The following is a 20,762-nucleotide window of genomic DNA, read 5'->3' as shown; positions in this document are numbered from 1 at the left end:
CCTCCCATGAGGGTCTACCGGAACGATCGTCGCCACGATGCGGCGTGAACGGACGGCTGGCTTATGAAGAAGGCATCGCAGGCTGCGTGGCCTGAGCGGGCGGCGCTACGTTGTTCGTGAACTCCCGCACGATCGAAACGTCTTTTGACCGTCGCTTGAACTCGGTCGTGACCACCAGGCGCGAACGATCGGGCGAGACGTCGTAGCGCTGCACGATATCCCCGCGCTTGTCGTCCACGTGGGTGACCACCACGAGGCTGTCGCCGTCCCAGCCCGCGCGCGTGGTATCCCCGCCCGCCTCCTTGCCGGTCACCACCGGAATGCTCCGCGGATGCCCGTCGGGCGCGATTCGCAGGCTGCCCGGCTGCATGGCGATATCCAGGGTATCGGGGAGCAGGAGGGCGCGGCGCATCATGTCGCCGTTGCCGTTGCCGTTGCCGTTGCCGCCCGCCGCGTCGCTTCCGCCGCCATGCCCGCCTCCGCCGCTATGACGGCCACCCATGCCACCCCCACCCATGCCTCCGCCACCGTGCCCGTGGCCTCGCCCCATTCCGCCGCCACGACCGGACGCCCCACCGCCGCCAGCGGCATCGGGATCCTCGCTGCGAGAGGTGTCGACCACCCAATGGCCGTCGAACGAAACGGGGTGGAGGGGCGCGGCGGCCAGCCGTATGCCGTCGCCCGCGCAGCCGGCGAGGGCGAGAGCGCCGGTCGCCGTCAGGCAAAACCGGGCGAGGGGAGAACGATGCATCGGCATGATCCGGATAAGGGGAATGGGTCGTCCAACGTGGGCTCGGCCATTAGGTTGACGAAGGCGAAACCGAGGCCGCGAAACCCCTTGACCGCCCCTTGCCGCAGCGCGACAATTCTCCGGCTACCCGGGCAGCTTCATGCCCGCGCGGCACCCTCCTTACCTTACCCAGGCATATGGACGTCTACCCTAGTCGACGCGCCGGCATCCGCACGCATCGGGTTCCGGCGCTGGAAAAACTCATCGCCTGCGGCGACCGCTCCCGGTCGGCCGGCGCTTTCCTCCGCTAGGGAAAGTCCGGCTCTCCTCGACGGAAGCCGCGAGCTTTCGTTATTTCGAGGATTGAGCCATGAACCTCCAGCTCGACAAGACCGGTCCGCGCATGTTCGGCCGCCGTCTCGCTTTCGCCCTCGCACGCCGCCGCGCCGGTGCCCAGCCCGTGAAGCGCACGATCACCGTGCCGCGTTCCCTCGACGTGGTCGAAAGCCCGTCGAAACCCGCGGAAGGCAAACTGCCGCAGCCATGAATAGCGACATAGACACTACGACGCGGCCCGCGCCGCTCGTCGTTACGTTCAACCCGGATACCGTTCGTCGGCATCGAGCCGGCGCGCCTGTCTTCAGTCGATAGCTGAGGGCGGTTCGCGCCCGTCCGGAGTCCTCGTCCGGAAAGGCAGCGAGCCATGAAGAAGCATCCCTCGCCGGCGGTCGTCGCCGCCAAGACCTTCACCCACGCCACCGCGGACGCTTTCCGTCCCGCGGATGAACTGCTGCGCGCGTTGGGGTCCCGTCCCGACGGCCTCGACGAAGCCGCCATCGCCGAGCGCCTGGATCGCGACGGCATCAACGAAGTGGGCCACGAGAAGCCGCCGCACTGGTCGGTGCAGCTCCTGCGCGCCTTCAAGAACCCGTTCATCATCGTGCTGCTGGTGCTGGCGGTGGTGCAGCTGTTCACCGAGCCCGACGATCTCACCGGTCCGATCATCATCGCGGTGATGGTCGGCATCAGCGTGCTGCTGTCTTTCACGCAGGAATACCGCTCGTCGCAGGCCGCCGAGAAGCTCAAGGCCATGGTCCGCAATACGGCGACGGTCACCCGACGGGCCGACGACGGCCACGCCGAGCGCATCGAGGTGCCGGTGGAAGAGCTGGTGGTGGGCGACATCGTGCACCTGGGCGCCGGCGACATGATCCCCGCCGACCTGCGCCTGCTGGCCGCGAAGGATCTCTTCATCAGCCAGGCCATCCTCACCGGCGAATCGATCCCCGTGGAGAAGTCGGCACCGAACGGCCACGCGGCGGATGAGGGCGGTGGCCCGCTCGATCTCCCCACGGTCTGCTACATGGGCACCAACGTGGTGTCGGGCACCGCCACCGCCGTGGTGCTGGCCACGGGCGTGCGCACCTACCTGGGCTCGCTCGCGCGCACGCTCTCGGGCGAGCGCGTGCAGACCAGCTTCGACCGCGGCATCTCCTCGGTGAGCTGGCTGCTGATCCGCTTCATGGCGGTGATGGTGCCCGTGGTGTTCCTCATCAACGGCTTCGACAAGCACGATTGGGTCGGTGCCTTCATGTTCGGCCTGTCGGTGGCCGTGGGCCTCACGCCGGAGATGCTGCCGCTGATCGTCACGGCCAACCTGGGCAAGGGTGCCATCGCCATGTCCCGGCGCAAGGTGGTGGTCAAGCGCCTCAACGCGATCCAGAACTTCGGCGCCATGGACGTGCTGTGCACCGACAAGACCGGCACGCTCACGCTGGACAAGATCGTGCTCGAGCGCCACGTCGATCTGGCGGGTGAGGACTCGGACGAGGCCTTGGAGTGGGGTTACCTCAACAGCCGTTTCCAGACCGGCCTGCGCAACCTCATGGACAAGGCCGTGCTCACCCATCGTGACCTCGAGCCGGTGGCGCGTCGCTTCCGCATCGTCGACGAGATTCCCTTCGACTTCCAGCGCCGCCGCATGTCGGTGGTGGTGACCGACGGCCGCGACGAGCAGCTGGTGGTCTGCAAGGGCGCGGTGGAGGAAATGCTCGCCATCTGCACGCAGGCGCGTACCGGCGACGTCGTCGAGCCGATGACCGACGAGAAGCGCCGGGAAATCCGTGCGATGACCCGTCGCCTCAACGAGGACGGCCTGCGCGTGCTCGTGGTAGCCGTGCGCCACGACCCCATCGGCGACCGCGCCTATGGCGTGGCCGACGAGTCCGGCCTGACCGCCGTGGGCTGCCTGGCCTTCCTCGATCCGCCGAAGGATTCCGCCGCCACGGCCATCCGCGCGCTCAACCACCACGGCGTGGCGGTGAAGGTCATCACCGGCGACAACGAGGCGGTGACGCGCAAGATCTGCGTCGAAGTGGGCCTGGACGTGCAGGGTTCGGCCCAGGGTCGCGACATCGAAAAGCTCGACGACGATGAACTCGATGCGATGGTGGAGCGCACCACCGTCTTCGCCAAGATGTCGCCGGTGCAGAAGGCGCGCGTGGTGAAGGCCTTGCAGCGGCGTGGGCACACCGTGGGCTTCCTTGGCGACGGCATCAACGATGCCCCGGCGTTGCGCGACGCCGACGTCGGCATCTCGGTGGATACCGCCACCGACATCGCCAAGGAATCGGCCGACATCATCCTGCTCGAGAAGAACCTGATGGTGCTGGAGGAGGGTGTGGTCGAGGGCCGCATCACCTTCGGCAACATCATGAAGTACATCAAGATGACGGCCAGCTCCAACTTCGGCAACGTGTTCAGCGTGCTGGTGGCGAGCGCGTTCCTGCCGTTCCTGCCGATGCTTCCGTTGCAGATCCTCGTGCAGAACCTGCTGTACGACCTCTCGCAGCTGTCGATTCCGTTCGACCGCATGGACGAGGAATACCTGCGCAAGCCGCGCAAATGGGATGCGGGCGACATCGGCCGTTTCATGGTCTGGATCGGCCCGGTCAGCTCGGTGTTCGACATCACCACGTTCTGGCTGATGTGGCACGTCTTCGGTGCGAACGACGTCGCCCACCAGTCGCTGTTCCAGTCGGGCTGGTTCATCGAGGGCCTGCTCTCGCAGACCCTGGTGGTGCACATGATCCGCACGCGGCGCATTCCGTTCCTGCGCAGCATGGCCTCGGCGCCGGTGCTGGCGTTGACCGGCACGATCATGGTGGTGGGCATGCTGTTGCCGTTCTCGCCGCTGGGTGCGCACATCGGCATGGTGCCGCTGCCCGGCATGTATTTCGCCTGGCTGGCGCTCACCCTGGTCTGCTACTGCGTGCTGACCCAGGTGGTGAAGACGATCTACATCCGCCGCTATGGACACTGGCTGTAAGGCGGGCGTAACGACTACGACATCGCACAGGCGCGGCGGGACAGACCCGCCGCGCGGCTAACGCTGAAATACCGGCTCCTTCAACCACGGAGCCACCACGATGATCCGATCCACGCTTGCCGCCGCCCTGTTCGTCCTGCCTGCCGTCGCCTTCGCCCAGGCTACCCCGGCGCCGACCGCACCCCCGGCGCCCGCCCGGTACGCCGATATCATCAACTGGCCGACGTCCGAAGCGAGCTTCGATCGCTTCTTCAACGCCGAAACGGCGCTTGGCCGCGCCTTCGATAACGTCTGCGGCGACACCTTCTGCGAAGGCGATTTCGGCAACCTCCGCCCGATGCAGCTGCGCTGCTCGGTCGACACCACCAAGGGCACGGTCAAGCAGTGCCTGTGGACCTTCGCCGGCAGTTACGCCGACGTCAACAAGAAGACGGGTGCCGTGCAGGTCAACGCCAAGCTCTACAAGTGCAAGCTCCCGCTTGCCAAGGATACCCCGGTCGAGCAGTTCTTCCAGTTGATCGAAGGCGAAAACCCGCTCGAGTCCAAGCTGCCGATGTCCCGTGCATCGATCTACGACGGCCTGGCGACCTGCCTCTGATCGCCGTCACCGTTTCACCGGGTTAAGCCCACGGCTCGCCGCATGACGCTATGCGGCGAGCCGTTCGCTTGCCTAGGGTGGCGTACCCATCCCTCGAGGACGCTACCGATGACGCTTCGCCAAGGTTTTCTCGCGCTCGCCCTGATCTTGTCCTTTCCCGTTGCCGCGGCCGATTCGCCGCAGGCCGATATCCAGAAGGTGGTGGACACGTTCCAGACCGCCCTGCGTGCCCATGATGCGAAGACGCTCGGCTCGCTGTTCCTTCCCGAGGGCAAGAGCTGGTACACGGCGCTGGGCAAGGCATCGTTCGACTCGGTGAAGGCCAAGCATCCCGAAGTGAAGCCGTACAAGGCGGGTACATGGCAGGAGTTCGCCGACTTCGTCGGCTCGGCCAAGGGGACCGTCGAAGAGCGCTTCCATAACGTGAAGATCCATACCGATGGCACGGTCGGCACGGTGTACTTCGACTTCGAATTCCTCATGGACGGGAAGGTGGGCAACCGTGGCGCCGAAACCTGGCAGATGCTGCGCACGCCCGACGGCTGGAAGATCGTGGCGATGCTGTACTCGTCGAATTTCTGACGATTGCCCGCGAAACGCCTCGATCGTTTCACGCGCAAGCCTCGCGGGACGCGTTTCATGGTGACGCCTCGCCCTGGGTTCCTGCTTTCGCAGGAACGACGTGAGGGGCTGGAGCGGGGCGTCCGATCATGTAGCTCGTCGTTCCTGCGAGAGCAGGAACCCAGCGTCTTGCGTCGGAGGGCCCTGCAGCCTGCCTAGGTAAAGCGCATAAGGGAATCGTATCGATGCACCGCCAACCCGGCCTGGACACCCTCCGCGCCATCGCCATCGTCTGGGTGATGCTTTTCCACAGCTATTTCATCGGCGGTCTCGGCGATGGCTTCTCGCTGCTGGAAAGCTCAGGCTGGATGGGCGTCGACCTGTTCTTCGTACTCAGCGGCTATCTCATCGGAAGGCAGGTGCTCGCATCGATCGCGGCGAGCGGCACGCTCGACCTGGCCGCTTTCTACCGACGGCGCATGTTGCGCATCCTGCCCGCGTTCTTCGTGGTGCTTGTGCTTTACGTCTTCTGGCCCGCATGGCGGGAAACGCCGCTCATGCAGCCGTTGTGGCAATTTCCGACGTTCACCTTCAACCTGCTTTTCGACGCGCCGGATCGTTACGCCTTCTCGCACGTCTGGTCGCTGTGCGTCGAAGAACACTTCTATCTCGTGTTTCCGTTTCTCGCCCTGGCCGTGGCGAAGCGACCGTCGATGCGACGCTTCGCGTCGATCGGCGTGGCGGTGGTGCTGGGCGGCATCGGTCTGCGTGCATGGCTGTGGGAAACGCAGGTGGCGGGGGCAGGCGGTCCGGCGTATCTGCGCTACCTCTACTACCCCACGTACGCCCGGCTCGACGGCCTCGTCGCCGGCGTGGCCTTGGCGGCCTGCGCGGTGTATCGGTCGCGGTGGATGGCGTGGGTGCACGCGAATCCCGGCCGGATCGCGTTCTGCGCGATCCTCCTGCTCGGCGGTTGCCTGGCGCTGTTCACCGGCAAGCGCACCGCATTCTGGCCGTGCGTGATCGGTTACCCGCTGTTGGCGGCGGCCATGGCGGGTTTCGTGGCGGCGTCGAGCGGACAGGCCGGTCCGATGGCGATCCGGATTCCCGGCGCGGCGTGGCTGGCCCGCGCGTCGTACAGCCTCTACCTCAGCCACAAGGGCGTTTTCACGCTCACGGCGGCCCTGCTGGGCAGCCATCTGGACGGCCATCGCATCCTGCGCTTCGCGGTATTCGCCGTGGCCACGCTGGCCGGTGGCGCCTTGCTTCACTACGCGGTGGAGCGCCCCTTCCTGCGCTGGCGTGATCGTACGGTCGTTCGCCGTGCGCACCTGGGCATGGCCGGGCAATTGACGAAGGTCGAATGACCTATTCGTCAAGCATTGAGAAATGACTCACGCCAGCAGTGCGACGGTAGCGTGCAGATGGCCCCTATCCATGGGGGGCAACGCAGAGACTTCTTCGTGTGGTGCCCGGCGCACGATGCTGTGAAACAGCATTGTTTTTCCGTGCGTTTCGAGCGTAGGGCGTAGACCGATTCGATGTCAGGCAAGCGCCGATTCGCGCCGGGTCGGCAACGCCGTTTCGCGGGAGTGATAGCGTGCCTACGTGTCCCATGCGTGAGCGCAAAGTATGCATAGAAGTGTTCCTTCGGCGAGCAAAAAAATGCTCCGTTCGAAAAAATCATGCATGGGGCACGTTTCTCGTCTCAATCAAACATTGATGCCAGCCTTGGGGCGCGTTAGGTGATTCCAAGGAATGTCGGTATCTGGAGGAAACTGGATTGAACCTCTGCAGAAAAAATAAGCGACGGAAGATGTCGCGGACATTGCTTTTTGTCGTGGGTTGCAGTGTTCTGGCCGCGCTATCTCCAAACCGGAGCGACGCCTCGCAGACCACGTTATCGTCGATGAGCATCTCTGATCGGGACGCATTGACACTGAAGATCAATGCGGCCGCAAATGAGTTCGCCAACGTCCGGCCACACTTCGAAAATGATCATCTTCCGATCCATATAACGGCGATACTTGACCCGGTTTCGGAGTCGCTGATCGTGCATATGGACGAGCGATTCGGTCCGATTTCGGCGTATGTGGAGATGGAGGATTTCGAGCACGGTCTATGGTTGACCCTTGAACCTTTATTGGAGAACGTTCCATCCGTTCGAGGGCTGGAGCTAAGGTTTGGTGGAAAGGATATGTACTTCTGGTTTCCTGAGGAAAGAAGTCCACCGGAGGTGAAGAGGGTTGAGATGAGTAATCGAAACGGCCGGTTCTCTCCCGTTGTAGCTGTCGCTGCTGGCCATGGATACTATTTTCATCACGGCTACAACGATTGGCGTCCTCAACGGTCGATGCATAACGGAATTCTTGAGGACGAAATATCCGTTACTTTTGCGACTCTACTTTATGCAGAGCTTTACTTGGCAAGCATGTCCCCGGTAGATGTCAGGGAGAGCAAATTTGGAAAGCATAAGCCAAGCGGGCAGCCATACTACATGATGGCTGCCAGGTATCTCCTTGAAGAGTCTATCCCCGAAAGGCCGGATATATGGCATTCTCTTCCTGATTCGACGGAAGTCTTGCGTGAGCGTGACGAGGATATCCGGAGTCGTCCGTTATATGCGAACGCTATCGGGGCAGAGGCGGTGTTTCATGTGCATACGAATGCATCCGATGATGGATCCGTTCGTGGCACAAGGGCGTTTGTACAAAAGGGTCGTGATGAGTCGGTAAAGCTTGCGAACTCCGTATTGTGCTATATGAAGGAGCAGATTCACGCGCAGGAAAAGTTCGCTGGCTTTCCGGTTGCAGCTTCACCTCAGGACGGTAATCACGGTGAAAACCGCCTTGCTTCGATGCCTTCCGTCATTATCGAGGTAGGCTTCCATACGAATTCCGAAGACGCAAAAGCCTTGAAGGATATCGACTTTCAGAGTGCTTCGATGCGAGGGGTCGCGAAAGGCTACAAGCTGTTCAAGGAAGGAAAGGGATGCGAGGAATTTTCCGTCGAAGCGCCGGCTGCGGCCGAGGGGATGGTCGATGATCTGGTATCGATTCCCGTGCGCAAGGTAAGAGGGTTTCCGAGTTTTCCCGTGACTGTGGTAGCGAGTCGCAAGGAGTGTGCGGCGGGTAGCTCGTGCGAATCCGCTTCCGGGAGGGCTAAAGACGAAAGCGCCATGTCTGAGTTTGCGCTCGGCTATAAATGCGTTGAAGCGGACGTCGCACGTTCTCCTTTCACGATGGTGGTGAGTGGAAAAGACTCGGATGACGTATTCGCGAAGCCTGTTGAAATCTCTCTGACGTGCAAACCTCGACCGGTAGAGCCGGAGAGCGTTTAGGTTTTAACCCCGCGCGGCCTAGTCGTGCTCCAAGGTCGTCCGGTTTAAGGCTCCTGCAAGGGATTTGCAGATTCCGGCTTCCTTTGCGCCGAGTCGACCAACACGGCCGCCGTTCAGCTACACTTGCCAGGCCCAAGGTGATCCCCGGCTTATCAAGCCGGGGATTGAAACGGGAATCCGGTGACGCGCCGTTTTCTTCGAAAACGCGCCATTCCGGAGCTGCCCCCGCAACGGTAAGCGAGTCAACGACCGGCTTCATGCCACTGTGCCCATGGCACGGGAAGGCGCCGGTCCGATGGGATGCCCTCCCATGCCCGCAAGCCCGGAGACCGGCCTCGAGGCGACACCGGACTGGCGGAGGGCCTGTCGAGGGTGGCCGTCCGCGATTCGCCGGCACTCCTTCGTCTCCCCTTTCGTCCGTCCCCGCATCCATGCCGCGCGGGTTGGCGCGGTTCGTAGGGAGTGACACCGTGAAGTTCCGCTCGTCCCGCCTCGCGCTCGCTATCGCGACGGTTTTCGTTTTGCCCGTGACCGCCCATGCCGATGAGGCATCCACCGACCTGGACAAGGTGATGGTCACCGCCTCGCGCACCGAGCAGTCGGCCACGCAGGTGCTCGCCGCGTCCACGGTGATCGACCGCGCCGACATCGAGCGCCTTCAGCCGAACTCCGTCGCCGACCTGCTGCGCGCCGTGCCGGGCGTGTCCATCGCCAACAACGGCGGTCCGGGCAAATCCACGTCGGTGTTCCTGCGCGGCACCGAGTCCGACCATGTACTGGTGCTGGTCGACGGCGTGCGCATCGGCTCGGCCACATCGGGCACGGCCGCCTTCCAGGACATCCCGGTCGACCAGATCGAGCGCATCGAGATCGTCCGCGGCCCGTATTCGAGCCTCTACGGCTCCGAAGCCCTCGGCGGTGTCATCCAGATCTTCACCCGTCATCCGCAGGGCACGTTCGTGCCCAGTTTCTCGGTGGGTGTCGGCAGCTGGTCGACGTTGCGCGGTTCGGCGGGTTTCGCCGGTAGCGGCAAGAACGGCTGGTACGCGGTGGAAGCCACCCACGACCAGACCGACGGCATCAATGCCTGCCGCGGCAAGCCCAGCCCGGGTGGCGGCGGTTGCTTCACCTATGAGCCCGATCGCGACGGTTACCGCGACAACGCGCTGTCGCTCAAGGGCGGCTGGCGTTTCGACGAGCAGTGGGACGCGGACGCGAGCGCCACGCGCAGCGAAGGCCGCAACCATTACGACGGCACCAGCAGCAACTTCGCCGAATCGACCACGCAGGCCATCGGTGGCCGCGTGCACTACCGTCCGTCGAAGGATGCGTTGATCACGCTCAACGTCGGTCGCAGCGGCGATTTCTCCACCGACTACGAGAACGGCGTCTACGCCGACACCTTCAACACGCATCGCGACATCGCTTCGTTGCAGGCCGACCTGGGCCACGTGGGCGGCAGCTACGGCCTGGCGACGGTGGGCTTCGACTGGCAGCAGGATCATGTGGTCGGCAACACGGATTATCTCGTCGACGCGCGACACAACCACGCCCTGTTCGCGCAATGGCAACAGGAATTCGGCGCCAGTTCGGTGCAGGGCAGCCTGCGTCGCGACGAGAACAGCCAGTTCGGCGGCAAGACCACCGGCAGCCTGCTGTACGGTTACGCGCTGACCGATGAGCTCCGCGTCACCGCCAGCTACGGCACCGCGTTCAAGGCACCGACCTTCAACGATCTCTATTACCCGGATTACGGCAACCCCGATCTCGGTCCCGAGACCTCGCGCAACTGGGAGCTGGGCCTCAAGGGCACGCCGGGTTGGGGCCATTGGTCGGTCAACGCGTTCCAGAACCGCATCGACCACCTGATCGTGTTCGATGCGGGCCTCACCGGCCCCTTGTTCCCGTTCGGCGGCGCCAACAACATCGACCGTTCCCGCATCCGTGGCGTCGAACTGGCCGCCGACACGACCGTCGACGACTGGACGCTTGCCGGTAGCGCGACGTGGCTGCAACCCGAGGACGACAGCGACGATGCCAGCCACGGCAACCTGTTGCCGCGTCGCGCGCGACGCACCGCCAACATCGACCTCGACCGCCGGTTCGGCGCGTTCAGCGTCGGGGCCAGCGTGTTCGCCTCGGGCTACCGCTACGACGATACGGCCAACCTGCATCGCCTCGGCGGCTACGCGCTCACCGACCTGCGCATGGCCTACGCCTTCGACGCGGCGTGGAAGCTCGAACTGGCGGCGAAGAACGTCTTCGACCGCCATTACGAAACCGCCCGCTACTTCAACCAGCCTGGCCGCAACTGGATGCTGACGCTGCGTTACCAGCCCCGCACGTAATCGATCCCTACCGGAGACCTGACGATGAAGCCGCTTTCCCGATCGCTGACCGTTGCCGTCGCCGCGCTGTTCGCGCTGGTGATGATCGGTACCCGCTTCCATCATTTCGGCGACTGGCTGCACTTGCCGGATGCCTCGATGGCGTTGTTTTTCCTCGGCGGCATCTACCTGCGGAAGCATCTGCTCTTCGTGGCTTTCGTGGCGCTGGCGGTGCTGGTGGACTGGTATTCGGTGAGCTACGCGGGCGTGAGCGCGTTCTGCATCACGTTGGCGTATGCGTTTCTGCCGCTCGCGTACGCGGTGCTGTGGTACGCGGGGCGTGCCGTGGCACCGCGCTTCGACGGTTCGCTGCGTTCGCATGCCGTTGTCTTCATGACGTTGCTCGTGAGCGCATCGCTGTCGTACGTGGTCTCCGGTGGATCGTTCTACTTCCTGGGCGGCCGCTATCCCCACCCGACGCTCGCCGACTACGGCGTGCGCCTGATGACCTGGGGGCCGCTGTTCGTGCGCACCACGGCGTGCTACGTGCTGGTGGCCCAGGTGGCGCATGCCGTGTTCGCCCGCGTCTTCCGTGCCCACGAAGGCGCGGCGCACGCATGAGCGGCGACACGCCCTGGCGCGAGATGGACGAGGAGGCGCGCCATCGTGACCGCATGCAACGCAAGAAGGAACTGATCGACCGGCGCATCGCGCGTGCCACCATCGATCGCGGCGTGCTGGTGGTGAACACTGGCAATGGCAAGGGCAAGAGCTCGTCGGGCTTCGGCATGCTGGCGCGTTCGCTCGGCCACGGCTTCCGCTGCGGCGTGGTGCAGTTCATCAAGGGCAGTTTCTCCACCGGCGAAGAGGCGTTCTTCCGACTCTTCGACAACGAGGGCGTCGACTACCACGTGATGGGCGAGGGCTTCACCTGGGAAACCCAGGACAAGGCCCGCGACATTGCCGCCGCCATTGGGGCCTGGGACATCGCCGAGCGCATGCTCGGCGATGCGTCGTATGATTTCGTGCTGCTGGACGAGCTGAACATCGCGCTCACCAAGCAGTACGTGCCCGTGGAGCGCGTGATCGCGGCCCTTCTCGCGAGGCCCGAAAGGCAGCACGTGGTGGTCACCGGCCGCGGGGCGCCGGACGACCTCGTGGCCGTCGCCGACACCGTTACCGAGATGCGGGTGGTAAAACACGCCTTCCAGGCGGGCATCCGCGCGCAGAAGGGTATCGAGCTGTGAGTCGTTCCTGTCCCGCCCTGCTGGTGTCCGCGCCCGCGTCGGGGCAGGGCAAGACCAGCGTCACCGCCGCGCTGGCCCGCGCGCACGTGCGCCAGGGGCGCCGGGTCCGCGTCTTCAAGACGGGGCCCGATTTCCTCGATCCGATGATCCTCGAGCGGGCGAGCGGCGCACCGGTGTACCAGCTCGACGCCTGGATGGGCGGTGAGAACGATGTCCGTCGCCGCCTGTATGAGGCGGCGGGCGAGGCCGACCTGATCCTCGTCGAGGGCGTGATGGGCCTGTTCGACGGTTCGCCGTCGAGCGCCGATCTGGCGGTGCGTTTCGGACTGCCCGTGCTCGCCGTCATCGACGGCTCGGCGATGGCCCAGACCTTCGGTGCGCTGGCACACGGGCTCGCCGCGTACCGCGACGACCTGCGCGTGCAGGGCGTGCTCGCCAATCGCATCGGCAGCGATTACCACGCGACCCTGCTGCGCGAGAGCCTGCGCGAGGGCATCGACTGGTACGGCGCCTTGCCGCGCGACGAGGCGATGAGCCTGCCCGAACGGCATCTCGGTCTCGTCGCCGCTGGCGAACTGGCCGATCTCGACGCACGGCTGGATGCGCTGGCCGATGCGTTGCTCGCACGCAGCGCGCTGCCAATGCCGCCGCCGGTGGCGTTCGAAGCGCCCGTCGACGAGACGGCGCGCGTGCGCCTCGACGGCCGGTGCATCGCCATCGCGCATGACGAGGCGTTCGCCTTCGTCTATCCGGCGAACCTGGATGTGCTACGCCGGGCGGGCGCCGAGCTGAGGTTCTTCTCCCCGCTGGCAGGCGATCCGCTTCCGCCGTGCGATGCGGTATGGCTGCCGGGTGGCTATCCAGAGTTGCATCTCGACACCCTGGCGGCCCATGCCGGTTTGCGGAATGCGCTGCACGCGCACGTGGATGCCGGTTTCCCGCTGCTCGCCGAATGCGGCGGCCTGCTTTACGCGCTGGGCCGCCTCGCCGATCGCGAGGGACGCGACGCTGCCATGGCGGGATTGCTGCCCGGCCATGCGACGATGCAGCCGCGACTGGCGGCCTTGGGCATGCAGGCGGTGCAGCTTCCCGAGGGTGCGTTGCGCGGGCATTCGTTCCATTACGCACGCGCCGAAATCGCTGCCGAGCCGCTGGCTCGCGCCATCAATCCGAACGGTGGCCCCACCGCCGAAGCCGTGTATCGCCGCGACCGCATGACGGCGAGCTTCGTGCATTTCTATTTCCCGTCGAACCCCGACGCCGCGGCGCGTCTGTTCCTGCCGTGAGCACGGCGCTGGCCATGCTGGCGGCGGTCTTGATCGACGCGTGGCTGGGCGAGGCGCGCCGGTTTCATCCGCTGGTCGGTTTTGGCCAGGTCGCGTCGTTCGTGGAGCGCCGCATGAACCCCCTCACGTCGTTCCTGCGTACGCAGGAACCCAGGGCCGGGCGTGTGGAGCCGGCGCGTCGTCCGGAGGCTTCGCTCTGGGCTCCTGCGTACGCAGGAGCGACGGCATGGGGGGTGATGGTCCTCGTGCCATGCGGCATCATGGTCGCCCTGCGCCATGCCTTGCCTTTGGCGTGGGCTTGGGGCCTTGACGTCGCCACCCTCTACTTCGCGCTCGGCCGCCGCAGCCTCGCCGATCACGCGACGCCGATCGCCCATGCCCTCGAAGCGAACGACCTGCCCACCGCCAGGGCGGCCGTCAGCCGCATGGTGAGTCGCGATACCGGCGCCCTCGATGCCGCGCAGGTCGCCGGCGCCGCCACCGAGTCGGTGCTGGAGAACGGCCACGACGCCGTCTTTGGCGCCTTGTTCTGGTTCGCCTTGCTGGGGGCTCCCGGCGCCTTGCTCTTCCGACTCGCCAACACGCTGGATGCGATGTGGGGCTATCGCACGCCGCGCTACCTGCGTTTCGGCTGGGCCGCCGCGCGCGCGGACGACGTGCTGGGTTGCGTTTCCGCACGACTCACCGCGCTCACCTATGCGGCCGTCGGGCGTTTCGACACGGCGATGCGCTGCTGGCGCGTGCAGGCGCCGACGTGGAAAAGCCCCAATGCGGGTCCGGTCATGGCGGCGGGTGCCGGTGCGCTGGGCGTGGCCCTCGGCGGTCCCGCGCCGTACCACGGACGCTGGGAAGATCGCCCTCCGCTCGGCGAAGGCGACCGGCCCGGCGCGGCATCCATCCGTGGCGCCCTGCGCCTCGTCGACCGCGGCGTCGTGCTCTGGCTCGCCCTGGCCCTGGCGGCGGGAGCGGCGGCCCATGCTTGAGCACGGCGGACGGCTCGCCCGCGCGGCCCGGTGTTATGGCATCCCGCGCGAACACTGGCTCGATCTTTCCACGGGCGTCAGCCCGCATGCGTGGCCCGTGCCGCCGACGCCGCCCGACGCCTGGCACCGCCTGCCCGAAGACGAGGACGGCCTGCTCGACGCGGCGCGCGCCTATTACGGTGTCGAACACCTGCTGCCCGTCGCGGGCACGCAGGCGGCGATCCAGGCCTTGCCCTGGCTTCGCGCTCCCAGCCGCGTGGGCATCGTCGCGCCCGGCTACGCGGAACACGCGCACGCCTGGCGCATAGCCGGGCACGACGTGACGGCATGGCCCATGGACGCGTTGCTCGCGAACGCGGAGCGCTTCGACGTCGTGCTGCTGATCTCGCCCAACAACCCCACGGGCGAATGCGCCGCCCCCTCGGTGGCGTCGCGCATCGCCACGGCGGGGCGCTGGCTGGTGGTGGACGAAGCCTTCGCGGATACGCGTGACGCGTCGTTCCTGCAAGACGGCGTACGCGAAGGGCTTATCGTATTGCGTTCGATCGGCAAGTTCTTCGGGCTCGCCGGTGCCCGCGCTGGATTCGTTGCCGCGTGGCCCGTCCTGCTCGAAGCGCTCGCCGAACGGCTCGGCCCGTGGACGCTCGCCGGCCCGAGCCGCGTCGCGGTCACGCAGGCCTTGCGCGACCGTGCATGGCAGGACCACATGCGGCCACGCCTGCGCGAGGAAGCCGCGGCGTTAGCCGCGCTGCTCTCGCGAGCGGGCCTGTCACCTTCCGGAAGTACGGACCTGTTCCACTACGTGATGCACGCCAACGCTTCCTCCCTTCACGACGCGCTCGCCCGTCGCGGCATCCTCGTTCGCCTGTTCGAGGATCCTCCCGCCCTGCGTTTCGGCCTGCCGCCGAACGCCGAGGGTTTTTGCCGGCTCGACGCCGCCCTGCGGGACATCCTCGCGTGAGCGCGCGCGTGCTCATGGTGCAGGGCTGCACGTCGGATGCGGGCAAGAGCACGCTGGTGGCGGCGCTTTGCCGCTGGTTGCGCCGTCGTGGCATCGCGGTCGCGCCGTTCAAGCCGCAGAACATGGCCCTGAACTCCGCGGTGACCGTCGACGGGGGCGAGATCGGTCGCGCGCAGGCGGTGCAGGCCCAGGCGGCGGGCGTGGACCCCCATACCGATTTCAATCCGGTGTTGCTCAAACCCAACAGCGATACGGGAGCGCAGGTGATCGTCCACGGCCACCCGGTGGGCAACATGGATGCGGTGGGATACCACGCGTACAAGCGCGTCGCGATGGATGCCGTGCTCGCCTCGCACGCGCGGTTGGCCGAGCATTACGACGCCGTGGTGGTCGAAGGCGCGGGCAGTCCCGCCGAGGTGAATTTGCGCGATCGCGATATCGCCAACATGGGCTACGCCGAAGCGGTGGACTGCCCGGTGATCCTCGTCGCCGACATCGACCGGGGCGGCGTGTTCGCCCATCTCGTCGGCACGCTGGCCGTGTTGTCGCCCAGTGAGCGCGAGCGCATCGCGGGCTTCGTCATCAACCGCTTTCGCGGCGATCCGGCCTTGCTGAAGCCGGGCCTGGATTGGCTGGAGCGGGAAACGGGCAAGCCGGTGCTGGGCGTGCTTCCATACCTGCACGGCCTCGCGCTGGAAGCCGAGGACGCCTTGCCGCGGGATCGCGATGCGCGCCCGGACGCCTCGCTACGCATCGCGGTGCCCGCCTTCCCGCGCATCAGCAACCACACCGATTTCGACGCCTTGCTCGCGCATCCCGACGTGGACCTACGCTTCGTCGGGCCGGGGGAGGCGCTGCCGCCCTGTGACCTCATCGTGCTTCCGGGGTCCAAGTCGACGCGTGCGGATCTTTCCTGGCTGCGCAAGCAAGGGTGGGACGCGGCGATCCTGCGACACCTTCGCTACGGCGGCCGTGTCATCGGCATCTGCGGCGGGTTCCAGATGCTGGGCCATGCCGTGCACGATCCGCAGGGCGTCGAGGGCGACATCGGTTCCACCGCGGGACTGGGCCTGCTCGACATCGATACGGTCCTCATGCCGCGCAAGCAGTTGCTCCGCGTGCATGGACGCCTGCTCGCGGAAGATGCGCCCATCAGCGGTTACGAGATCCACTGCGGCATGAGCGCCGGACCCGGCCTGGGACGCCCCGCCATACGGCTCGAAGGAGGGCGCTCCGACGGCGCCCGCTCGGACGACGGCAAGGTCATGGGCACCTATCTGCACGGGCTTTTCGACCATCCCGAAGGCCTGTCGTCGCTGCTGCGGGCATGCGGCGTGGCCGCACCGATGCCGCTGGATATCCAGGCCCTGCGCGAGGCATCGCTCGACCGCCTCGCCGATACCATCGAGGCGCACATGGATACCGAGGTGCTGTCCCGACTCATGGGGCTGTCCGGATGAAGACGCTGATTCTCGGTGGCGCCCGTTCGGGCAAGAGCGCGTTGGCCGAGCGCATGGCCGCCGATGCCGGCGATGCCGTGACCTACGTGGCCACCGCGCAGGCGTTCGACGCCGAGATGGCCGAGCGTATCCGCCATCATCGTTCCCGGCGTCCCTCGGCCTGGGCCGTGGTGGAAGAGCCCATCCACCTGGCCGCCGTGCTTCGCGCCCAGGCCGCGCCGGAACGCTTCCTGCTGGTCGATTGCCTCACGTTGTGGCTGTCGAATCTTCTCGGCATCGACGATGGCGCGCACTTCGAGCGCGAGCGCGCCGAATTGTTCGACGCCTTGCCCACCTTGCCGGGCGAGATCGTGTTCGTCACCAACGAGGTCGGCCTCGGCGTCGTGCCGATGGGCGAACTCACCCGGCGCTACGTCGACGAGGCGGGACGCCTGCACCAGATGCTGGCCGTGCGCTGCGAGCGCGTGCTGTTCGTTGCCGCCGGCCTTCCCCTTGCCTTGAAAGGATCCCTGCCATGACCTCCTGGATGACGGATCCCTGCCGTTTCCCCGATACCGCCACCGCCCGGTCCGCCACCCAGCGGCAGGCCATGCTCACGAAGCCGCCCGGTTCGCTCGGCCGCCTCGAGGAGGTGGCGATCCTGCTGGCCTCTTTGCAGGCGCGCGAATGGCCTCGCGTCGACCGCGTGCACATCGCCGTGTTCGCCGGCGACCATGGCCTGGCCGCCGATGGCGTGTCCGCTTTCCCACAAGTCGTGACCGGGGAGATGGTGCGCAACTTCGCCACGGGCGGCGCCGCCATCGCGGTACTCGCGAGCGAACTCGGCGCGACCCTCGACGTCGTGAACCTGGGCACGGTGAACGACCCCGGTGACATCCCCGGCGTACGCCGCGAGATCATCGCGCCGTCCACAGCCAATATCCGTCATGACGACGCCATGAGCGACGCGCAACTCGAAGCGGCGTTCGAGGCGGGACGGCGCAGTGTGGAACGTGCGATCGCCGACGGCGCCGAGTTGTACATCGGCGGCGAGATGGGCATCGGCAACACGGCGGTGGCAAGCGCGCTGGCCTGCGCCTTGCTCGGCCGCTCGCCGGAGGCGCTCACCGGCGCGGGCACGGGCCTGGACGACGCCGGCATCACACGCAAGGCGGCCATCGTCGCGGAGGTACTGCGGTTCCATGAGCACGCGTTGTCCCTGCCGCGCGAAGCGTTGCGCCGGGTGGGCGGCTTCGAGATCGCCGCGCTCGTCGGCGCATTCGTGACGGCCGCGCAGCATGGTTTGCCCGTCCTGGTCGACGGCTTCATCGCCAGCGTGGCGGCGCTCGTCGCCGTCAGGATGCAAGCCGAGGCGCGTCCTTGGCTGATCTTCGCGCACCGCTCGCGCGAGCGCGGACACGACGTCGTGCTCGAGGCGTTGCACGCCGAACCCTTGCTCGACCTGCACATGCGCCTGGGCGAAGCCAGTGGCGCGGCGGTGGCCGTGCCGTTGCTGCGCATGGCCTGCGCGCTGCACGGTTCGATGGCGACGTTCGCCGAAGCGGGCGTGTCGCAGGGATGAGCATCGATCTGCTTCGTCACGGCGACACGGGCCAGCGCAGCTATCGCGGTCAGCTCGACGATCCGCTGACGCCGTTGGGCTGGTCGCAGTTGCGGGCAGCGGTGGAGGGCGGCACGTGGGAGGCCATCGTGTCGTCGTCGATGGCACGATGCGCGCGTTTCGCCGAAGAACTCGCGGCGAAACGCGGCTTGCCGCTGCGAATCGATCCGCGTCTGGCCGAATACCATTTCGGGGATTGGCAGGGCGTGCCGATCGAGACGCTGGCCGAAGAACAGGGCGATGCCCTGGGGCGTTTCTGGGCCGATCCCGTGGCGAATCCGCCGCCGGGCGCGGAAACGTTCGAGGCGTTCCGTCGGCGGCTCGCGGATGCGCTCGACGAGATCGCCGTGTCAGCGCGCGACAGGCGCGTGCTCGTCGTGACGCACGGCGGTGCCATTCGGTTACTGCGTTGCGTCGCCGAACGACGCGACTTCGGCGACATGGCGGGCATCGACGTACCCCACGCGTCGCTGCATCCCATCGTGTGGGGTACCTGATGCGCGGCCTGCTCATCGCGTTCGGATTTCTCACGCGGTTGCCGGTGCCACGCGTGACGTGGGACGAGAAAGGGCAGGCGGCATCGTTGAAGTGGTATCCGCTGGTCGGGCTGGCGCTCGGGCTGTTGCTTGCCGCGGTGGCTCACGTTCTGCATCGCGTCCCTGTCTTTCCCATGGCAGCGATCGTATTCACCGCCTGGGTGTTGCTCACCGGCGCATTGCACCTGGACGGCCTTGCCGACAGCGCGGATGCATGGATCGGTGGCCTTGGCGATCGCGAACGCACGCTGTCCATCATGAAAGATCCGCGCTGCGGACCGGCGGGCGTCATGTCGCTGGTACTCGTGTCGTTGCTGAAGGTGTCGGCGTTGACGGCGCTGCCATCCGCATGGCTTTTGTTGTTGCCACCGTTGCTTGCACGGGGCGCGCTCGTGGGCTTGTTCCTCACCACGCCCTACGTGCGGGAGCACGGGCTCGGCGATGCGTTGCGCGGCGCGTCGGTGACGGCGTGCCGTGTCGCGATCGTGCTGACGATCGTGCCGACGTTGTGTTTCGGTGTGGCCGGCGCGGTGTCGTTGCTGGCCGCCGCGTTTGTCGCTTACGTGTGGCGCACGGCCTGCATGCGTCGCCTCGGTGGTTTCACCGGGGATACGGCGGGGGCGATGGTGGAGATGATCGAGGCATCGGTCCTCGTTGCCTTGCTGATCCGTTTCTAGGTGCGAAAAGCCGCATCATTGCCTGGCGAAAACCGTGCGATAGGCGCTGGGTTCCCCTGCGAAGGCAGGGGAGCCCAGCGCCGTGCGCCGGGCGAGCGATGAACTCCACTCGCAAGAACGGCGCCTTTCGGCGTTTCGGCGCCGTTCGTTTCACGCGATAGCGTCGGGCTCAGTACCGCGGCACGGTCGGATCGACCTCGCGCGCCCACGCATCCATCCCGCCTTCGACGTTGAAGAGCTGGGTGAAGCCATGCGCCGCGAAACGCTCGGCCGCCGCGCGGCTGGAAATGCCGTGGTGGCAGATGAAGGCGATCGGGGTGTCCTTCGGCAGCGAGGCCAGGGCTTCGTAGCCCTCGTCTTCGAGGATGCGCGCGCCGGCCAGCGGGGCGGCCATCGCGCGGCCGTGGGCCGGGCGTACGTCGACCAGCACCAGGCCGCCGGCAGCCAGGCGGTCCTTCAGCTCGTGCACGCTGATCGAGCCGATCTCCACCGCGCCGGGGAACTTGAGGCTCAAGCCCTCGCCCTGCACGGTGACGACCCAGTCGATCACCACGCCCTTGGCGCGCTGCGCGCTGCCCGGGTCGAAGTGCACTTCGATGCCGTTGGCGACGGTGACGATGTCGTGGTCGCCGGCGGGCGCGAGCTGGAAGCCGGCGCTGTGGTCCGGGCCGATTTCCAGGTGGAGGGCCATGCCCTGGGCATTGGCCATGCCGCCGCGGATGGCCTCGGCGGCCTTGTCGGTGATGGTGATCTCCGGCGGCGTACGGTCGGGCGCACTGGCGCCGAACAGCGAATAGAGTTCGCCGCTGGTGTACATCTGGCGGATGATGTCCGAGCCGCCGACCAGCTCACCCTTCACGTAGAGCTGGGGGATGGTGGGCCACTGGCCGAATTCCTTGATGCCCTCGCGAATCTCCGGGTCGTCCAGCACGTTGACCGTGTGGTACTCGTCGATGATGTCGTTCAGCGTGTTGGTGGCGGCGGCGGAAAAGCCGCACATCGGCTGCCGGCGCGTGCCCTTCATGAACAGCACGACTTCGTGCTGGGCGAGCAGGGCTTCGATGCGCGCGCGGGTGGGGGTATCAAGGGCCATGGGGTCACCGCGGAGTAAGGGGAAATGAGCCCATT

The 20,762-nt window shown here is 66.3% G+C and carries 19 protein-coding genes and 1 riboswitch; of the genes, 17 read left to right on the top strand and 2 right to left on the bottom strand.

The window, feature by feature from the left end; translation table 11 throughout:
* Positions 1 to 61: 61 nt before the first annotated feature.
* On the bottom strand, positions 62 to 751 hold the full coding sequence (locus JNG39_RS09990; protein ID WP_368311160.1) for a hypothetical protein: 690 nt from the start codon (positions 749 to 751) through the stop codon (positions 62 to 64).
* A gap of 349 nt (positions 752 to 1,100) precedes the next feature.
* Between JNG39_RS09990 and JNG39_RS09985 the strand changes: the two genes are divergently transcribed.
* The 17 genes from JNG39_RS09985 to JNG39_RS09905 all read left to right on the top strand — a co-directional run bounded on the left by JNG39_RS09985 (position 1,101) and on the right by JNG39_RS09905 (position 19,634).
* On the top strand, positions 1,101 to 1,277 hold the full coding sequence (locus JNG39_RS09985; protein WP_186448268.1) for a hypothetical protein: 177 nt from the start codon (positions 1,101 to 1,103) through the stop codon (positions 1,275 to 1,277).
* A 156-nt stretch (positions 1,278 to 1,433) separates the two neighbouring features.
* The gene (mgtA, locus tag JNG39_RS09980) at positions 1,434 to 4,058 is read left to right on the top strand and encodes a magnesium-translocating P-type ATPase (RefSeq protein ID WP_368311158.1); all 2,625 of its coding nucleotides are present in this window, start codon (positions 1,434 to 1,436) and stop codon (positions 4,056 to 4,058) included.
* A gap of 100 nt (positions 4,059 to 4,158) precedes the next feature.
* The gene (locus JNG39_RS09975; protein WP_368311156.1) at positions 4,159 to 4,656 is read left to right on the top strand and encodes a hypothetical protein; all 498 of its coding nucleotides are present in this window, start codon (positions 4,159 to 4,161) and stop codon (positions 4,654 to 4,656) included.
* Between the two features lie 108 nt (positions 4,657 to 4,764).
* Positions 4,765 to 5,238, top strand: a complete 474-nt coding sequence (locus tag JNG39_RS09970) for a hypothetical protein (RefSeq protein WP_368311155.1) — start codon at positions 4,765 to 4,767, stop codon at positions 5,236 to 5,238.
* A gap of 224 nt (positions 5,239 to 5,462) precedes the next feature.
* Positions 5,463 to 6,584 (top strand): acyltransferase family protein, encoded by a 1,122-nt coding sequence (locus tag JNG39_RS09965; protein ID WP_368311153.1) that lies wholly within the window; start codon positions 5,463 to 5,465, stop codon positions 6,582 to 6,584.
* 542 nt (positions 6,585 to 7,126) lie between these two features.
* A complete protein-coding gene (locus JNG39_RS09960; RefSeq protein WP_368311152.1) occupies positions 7,127 to 8,557 on the top strand; it encodes an N-acetylmuramoyl-L-alanine amidase in 1,431 nt (476 codons plus the stop codon).
* A 118-nt stretch (positions 8,558 to 8,675) separates the two neighbouring features.
* Positions 8,676 to 8,910: riboswitch (cobalamin riboswitch) on the top strand.
* Between the two features lie 117 nt (positions 8,911 to 9,027).
* Positions 9,028 to 10,905 carry a TonB-dependent vitamin B12 receptor gene (gene btuB / locus JNG39_RS09955; RefSeq protein WP_368311150.1) on the top strand — a complete coding sequence of 626 codons (1,878 nt, stop codon included), beginning with the start codon at positions 9,028 to 9,030 and terminating at the stop codon, positions 10,903 to 10,905.
* Between the two features lie 24 nt (positions 10,906 to 10,929).
* A complete protein-coding gene (locus tag JNG39_RS09950; protein WP_368311149.1) occupies positions 10,930 to 11,505 on the top strand; it encodes a hypothetical protein in 576 nt (191 codons plus the stop codon).
* Positions 11,502 to 12,131, top strand: coding sequence for a cob(I)yrinic acid a,c-diamide adenosyltransferase (gene cobO, locus JNG39_RS09945; RefSeq protein WP_368311147.1), 630 nt, complete (start codon positions 11,502 to 11,504; stop codon positions 12,129 to 12,131). The genes JNG39_RS09950 and cobO overlap by 4 nt, the downstream gene beginning before the upstream one ends.
* Positions 12,128 to 13,417, top strand: a complete 1,290-nt coding sequence (locus tag JNG39_RS09940) for a cobyrinate a,c-diamide synthase (protein ID WP_368311145.1) — start codon at positions 12,128 to 12,130, stop codon at positions 13,415 to 13,417. Before cobO ends, JNG39_RS09940 begins: the two co-directional genes overlap by 4 nt.
* Before the next feature lie 14 nt (positions 13,418 to 13,431).
* Positions 13,432 to 14,400, top strand: a complete 969-nt coding sequence (locus JNG39_RS09935) for a CobD/CbiB family cobalamin biosynthesis protein (protein WP_368311911.1) — start codon at positions 13,432 to 13,434, stop codon at positions 14,398 to 14,400.
* Positions 14,393 to 15,361 (top strand): threonine-phosphate decarboxylase CobD, encoded by a 969-nt coding sequence (cobD, locus tag JNG39_RS09930; RefSeq protein WP_368311143.1) that lies wholly within the window; start codon positions 14,393 to 14,395, stop codon positions 15,359 to 15,361. Before JNG39_RS09935 ends, cobD begins: the two co-directional genes overlap by 8 nt.
* Positions 15,358 to 16,821: a cobyric acid synthase gene (locus JNG39_RS09925; protein ID WP_368311141.1), complete on the top strand. Its 1,464-nt coding sequence runs from the start codon at positions 15,358 to 15,360 to the stop codon at positions 16,819 to 16,821. Before cobD ends, JNG39_RS09925 begins: the two co-directional genes overlap by 4 nt.
* Positions 16,818 to 17,339: a bifunctional adenosylcobinamide kinase/adenosylcobinamide-phosphate guanylyltransferase gene (cobU, locus tag JNG39_RS09920; RefSeq protein WP_368311140.1), complete on the top strand. Its 522-nt coding sequence runs from the start codon at positions 16,818 to 16,820 to the stop codon at positions 17,337 to 17,339. The genes JNG39_RS09925 and cobU overlap by 4 nt, the downstream gene beginning before the upstream one ends.
* Complete coding sequence (gene cobT, locus JNG39_RS09915; protein WP_368311138.1) at positions 17,336 to 18,382, top strand: nicotinate-nucleotide--dimethylbenzimidazole phosphoribosyltransferase; 1,047 nt, start codon at positions 17,336 to 17,338, stop codon at positions 18,380 to 18,382. The genes cobU and cobT overlap by 4 nt, the downstream gene beginning before the upstream one ends.
* On the top strand, positions 18,379 to 18,918 hold the full coding sequence (locus JNG39_RS09910; RefSeq protein WP_368311137.1) for a histidine phosphatase family protein: 540 nt from the start codon (positions 18,379 to 18,381) through the stop codon (positions 18,916 to 18,918). Before cobT ends, JNG39_RS09910 begins: the two co-directional genes overlap by 4 nt.
* Entirely contained in the window at positions 18,915 to 19,634 is a 720-nt protein-coding gene (locus JNG39_RS09905; RefSeq protein ID WP_368311908.1) for an adenosylcobinamide-GDP ribazoletransferase, read from the top strand. The genes JNG39_RS09910 and JNG39_RS09905 overlap by 4 nt, the downstream gene beginning before the upstream one ends.
* Before the next feature lie 169 nt (positions 19,635 to 19,803).
* Here the strand turns inward: JNG39_RS09905 and grxD are convergent, their stop codons facing one another.
* A complete protein-coding gene (grxD, locus tag JNG39_RS09900; RefSeq protein WP_368311135.1) occupies positions 19,804 to 20,727 on the bottom strand; it encodes a Grx4 family monothiol glutaredoxin in 924 nt (307 codons plus the stop codon).
* Positions 20,728 to 20,762 lie beyond the last annotated feature (35 nt).

Origin of the sequence: Luteibacter sp. CQ10 (genome assembly GCF_040900725.1) — a bacterium.
In the GTDB taxonomy this organism is placed as follows: Bacteria; Pseudomonadota; Gammaproteobacteria; order Xanthomonadales; family Rhodanobacteraceae; genus Luteibacter.
The sequence above is the reverse complement of the archived record's forward strand: the minus strand, read 5'-3'. Positions and strand labels throughout refer to the sequence as shown.

Coding starts and splice junctions, on each gene's coding strand:
- JNG39_RS09990 (WP_368311160.1), bottom strand. CDS start 751: ATGCATCGTTCTCCCCTCGCCCGGTTTTGCCTGACGGCGACCGGCGCT.
- JNG39_RS09985 (WP_186448268.1), top strand. CDS start 1,101: ATGAACCTCCAGCTCGACAAGACCGGTCCGCGCATGTTCGGCCGCCGT.
- mgtA (WP_368311158.1), top strand. CDS start 1,434: ATGAAGAAGCATCCCTCGCCGGCGGTCGTCGCCGCCAAGACCTTCACC.
- JNG39_RS09975 (WP_368311156.1), top strand. CDS start 4,159: ATGATCCGATCCACGCTTGCCGCCGCCCTGTTCGTCCTGCCTGCCGTC.
- JNG39_RS09970 (WP_368311155.1), top strand. CDS start 4,765: ATGACGCTTCGCCAAGGTTTTCTCGCGCTCGCCCTGATCTTGTCCTTT.
- JNG39_RS09965 (WP_368311153.1), top strand. CDS start 5,463: ATGCACCGCCAACCCGGCCTGGACACCCTCCGCGCCATCGCCATCGTC.
- JNG39_RS09960 (WP_368311152.1), top strand. CDS start 7,127: ATGAGCATCTCTGATCGGGACGCATTGACACTGAAGATCAATGCGGCC.
- JNG39_RS09950 (WP_368311149.1), top strand. CDS start 10,930: ATGAAGCCGCTTTCCCGATCGCTGACCGTTGCCGTCGCCGCGCTGTTC.
- cobO (WP_368311147.1), top strand. CDS start 11,502: ATGAGCGGCGACACGCCCTGGCGCGAGATGGACGAGGAGGCGCGCCAT.
- JNG39_RS09935 (WP_368311911.1), top strand. CDS start 13,432: ATGCTGGCGGCGGTCTTGATCGACGCGTGGCTGGGCGAGGCGCGCCGG.
- cobD (WP_368311143.1), top strand. CDS start 14,393: ATGCTTGAGCACGGCGGACGGCTCGCCCGCGCGGCCCGGTGTTATGGC.
- cobU (WP_368311140.1), top strand. CDS start 16,818: ATGAAGACGCTGATTCTCGGTGGCGCCCGTTCGGGCAAGAGCGCGTTG.
- cobT (WP_368311138.1), top strand. CDS start 17,336: ATGACCTCCTGGATGACGGATCCCTGCCGTTTCCCCGATACCGCCACC.
- JNG39_RS09910 (WP_368311137.1), top strand. CDS start 18,379: ATGAGCATCGATCTGCTTCGTCACGGCGACACGGGCCAGCGCAGCTAT.
- grxD (WP_368311135.1), bottom strand. CDS start 20,727: ATGGCCCTTGATACCCCCACCCGCGCGCGCATCGAAGCCCTGCTCGCC.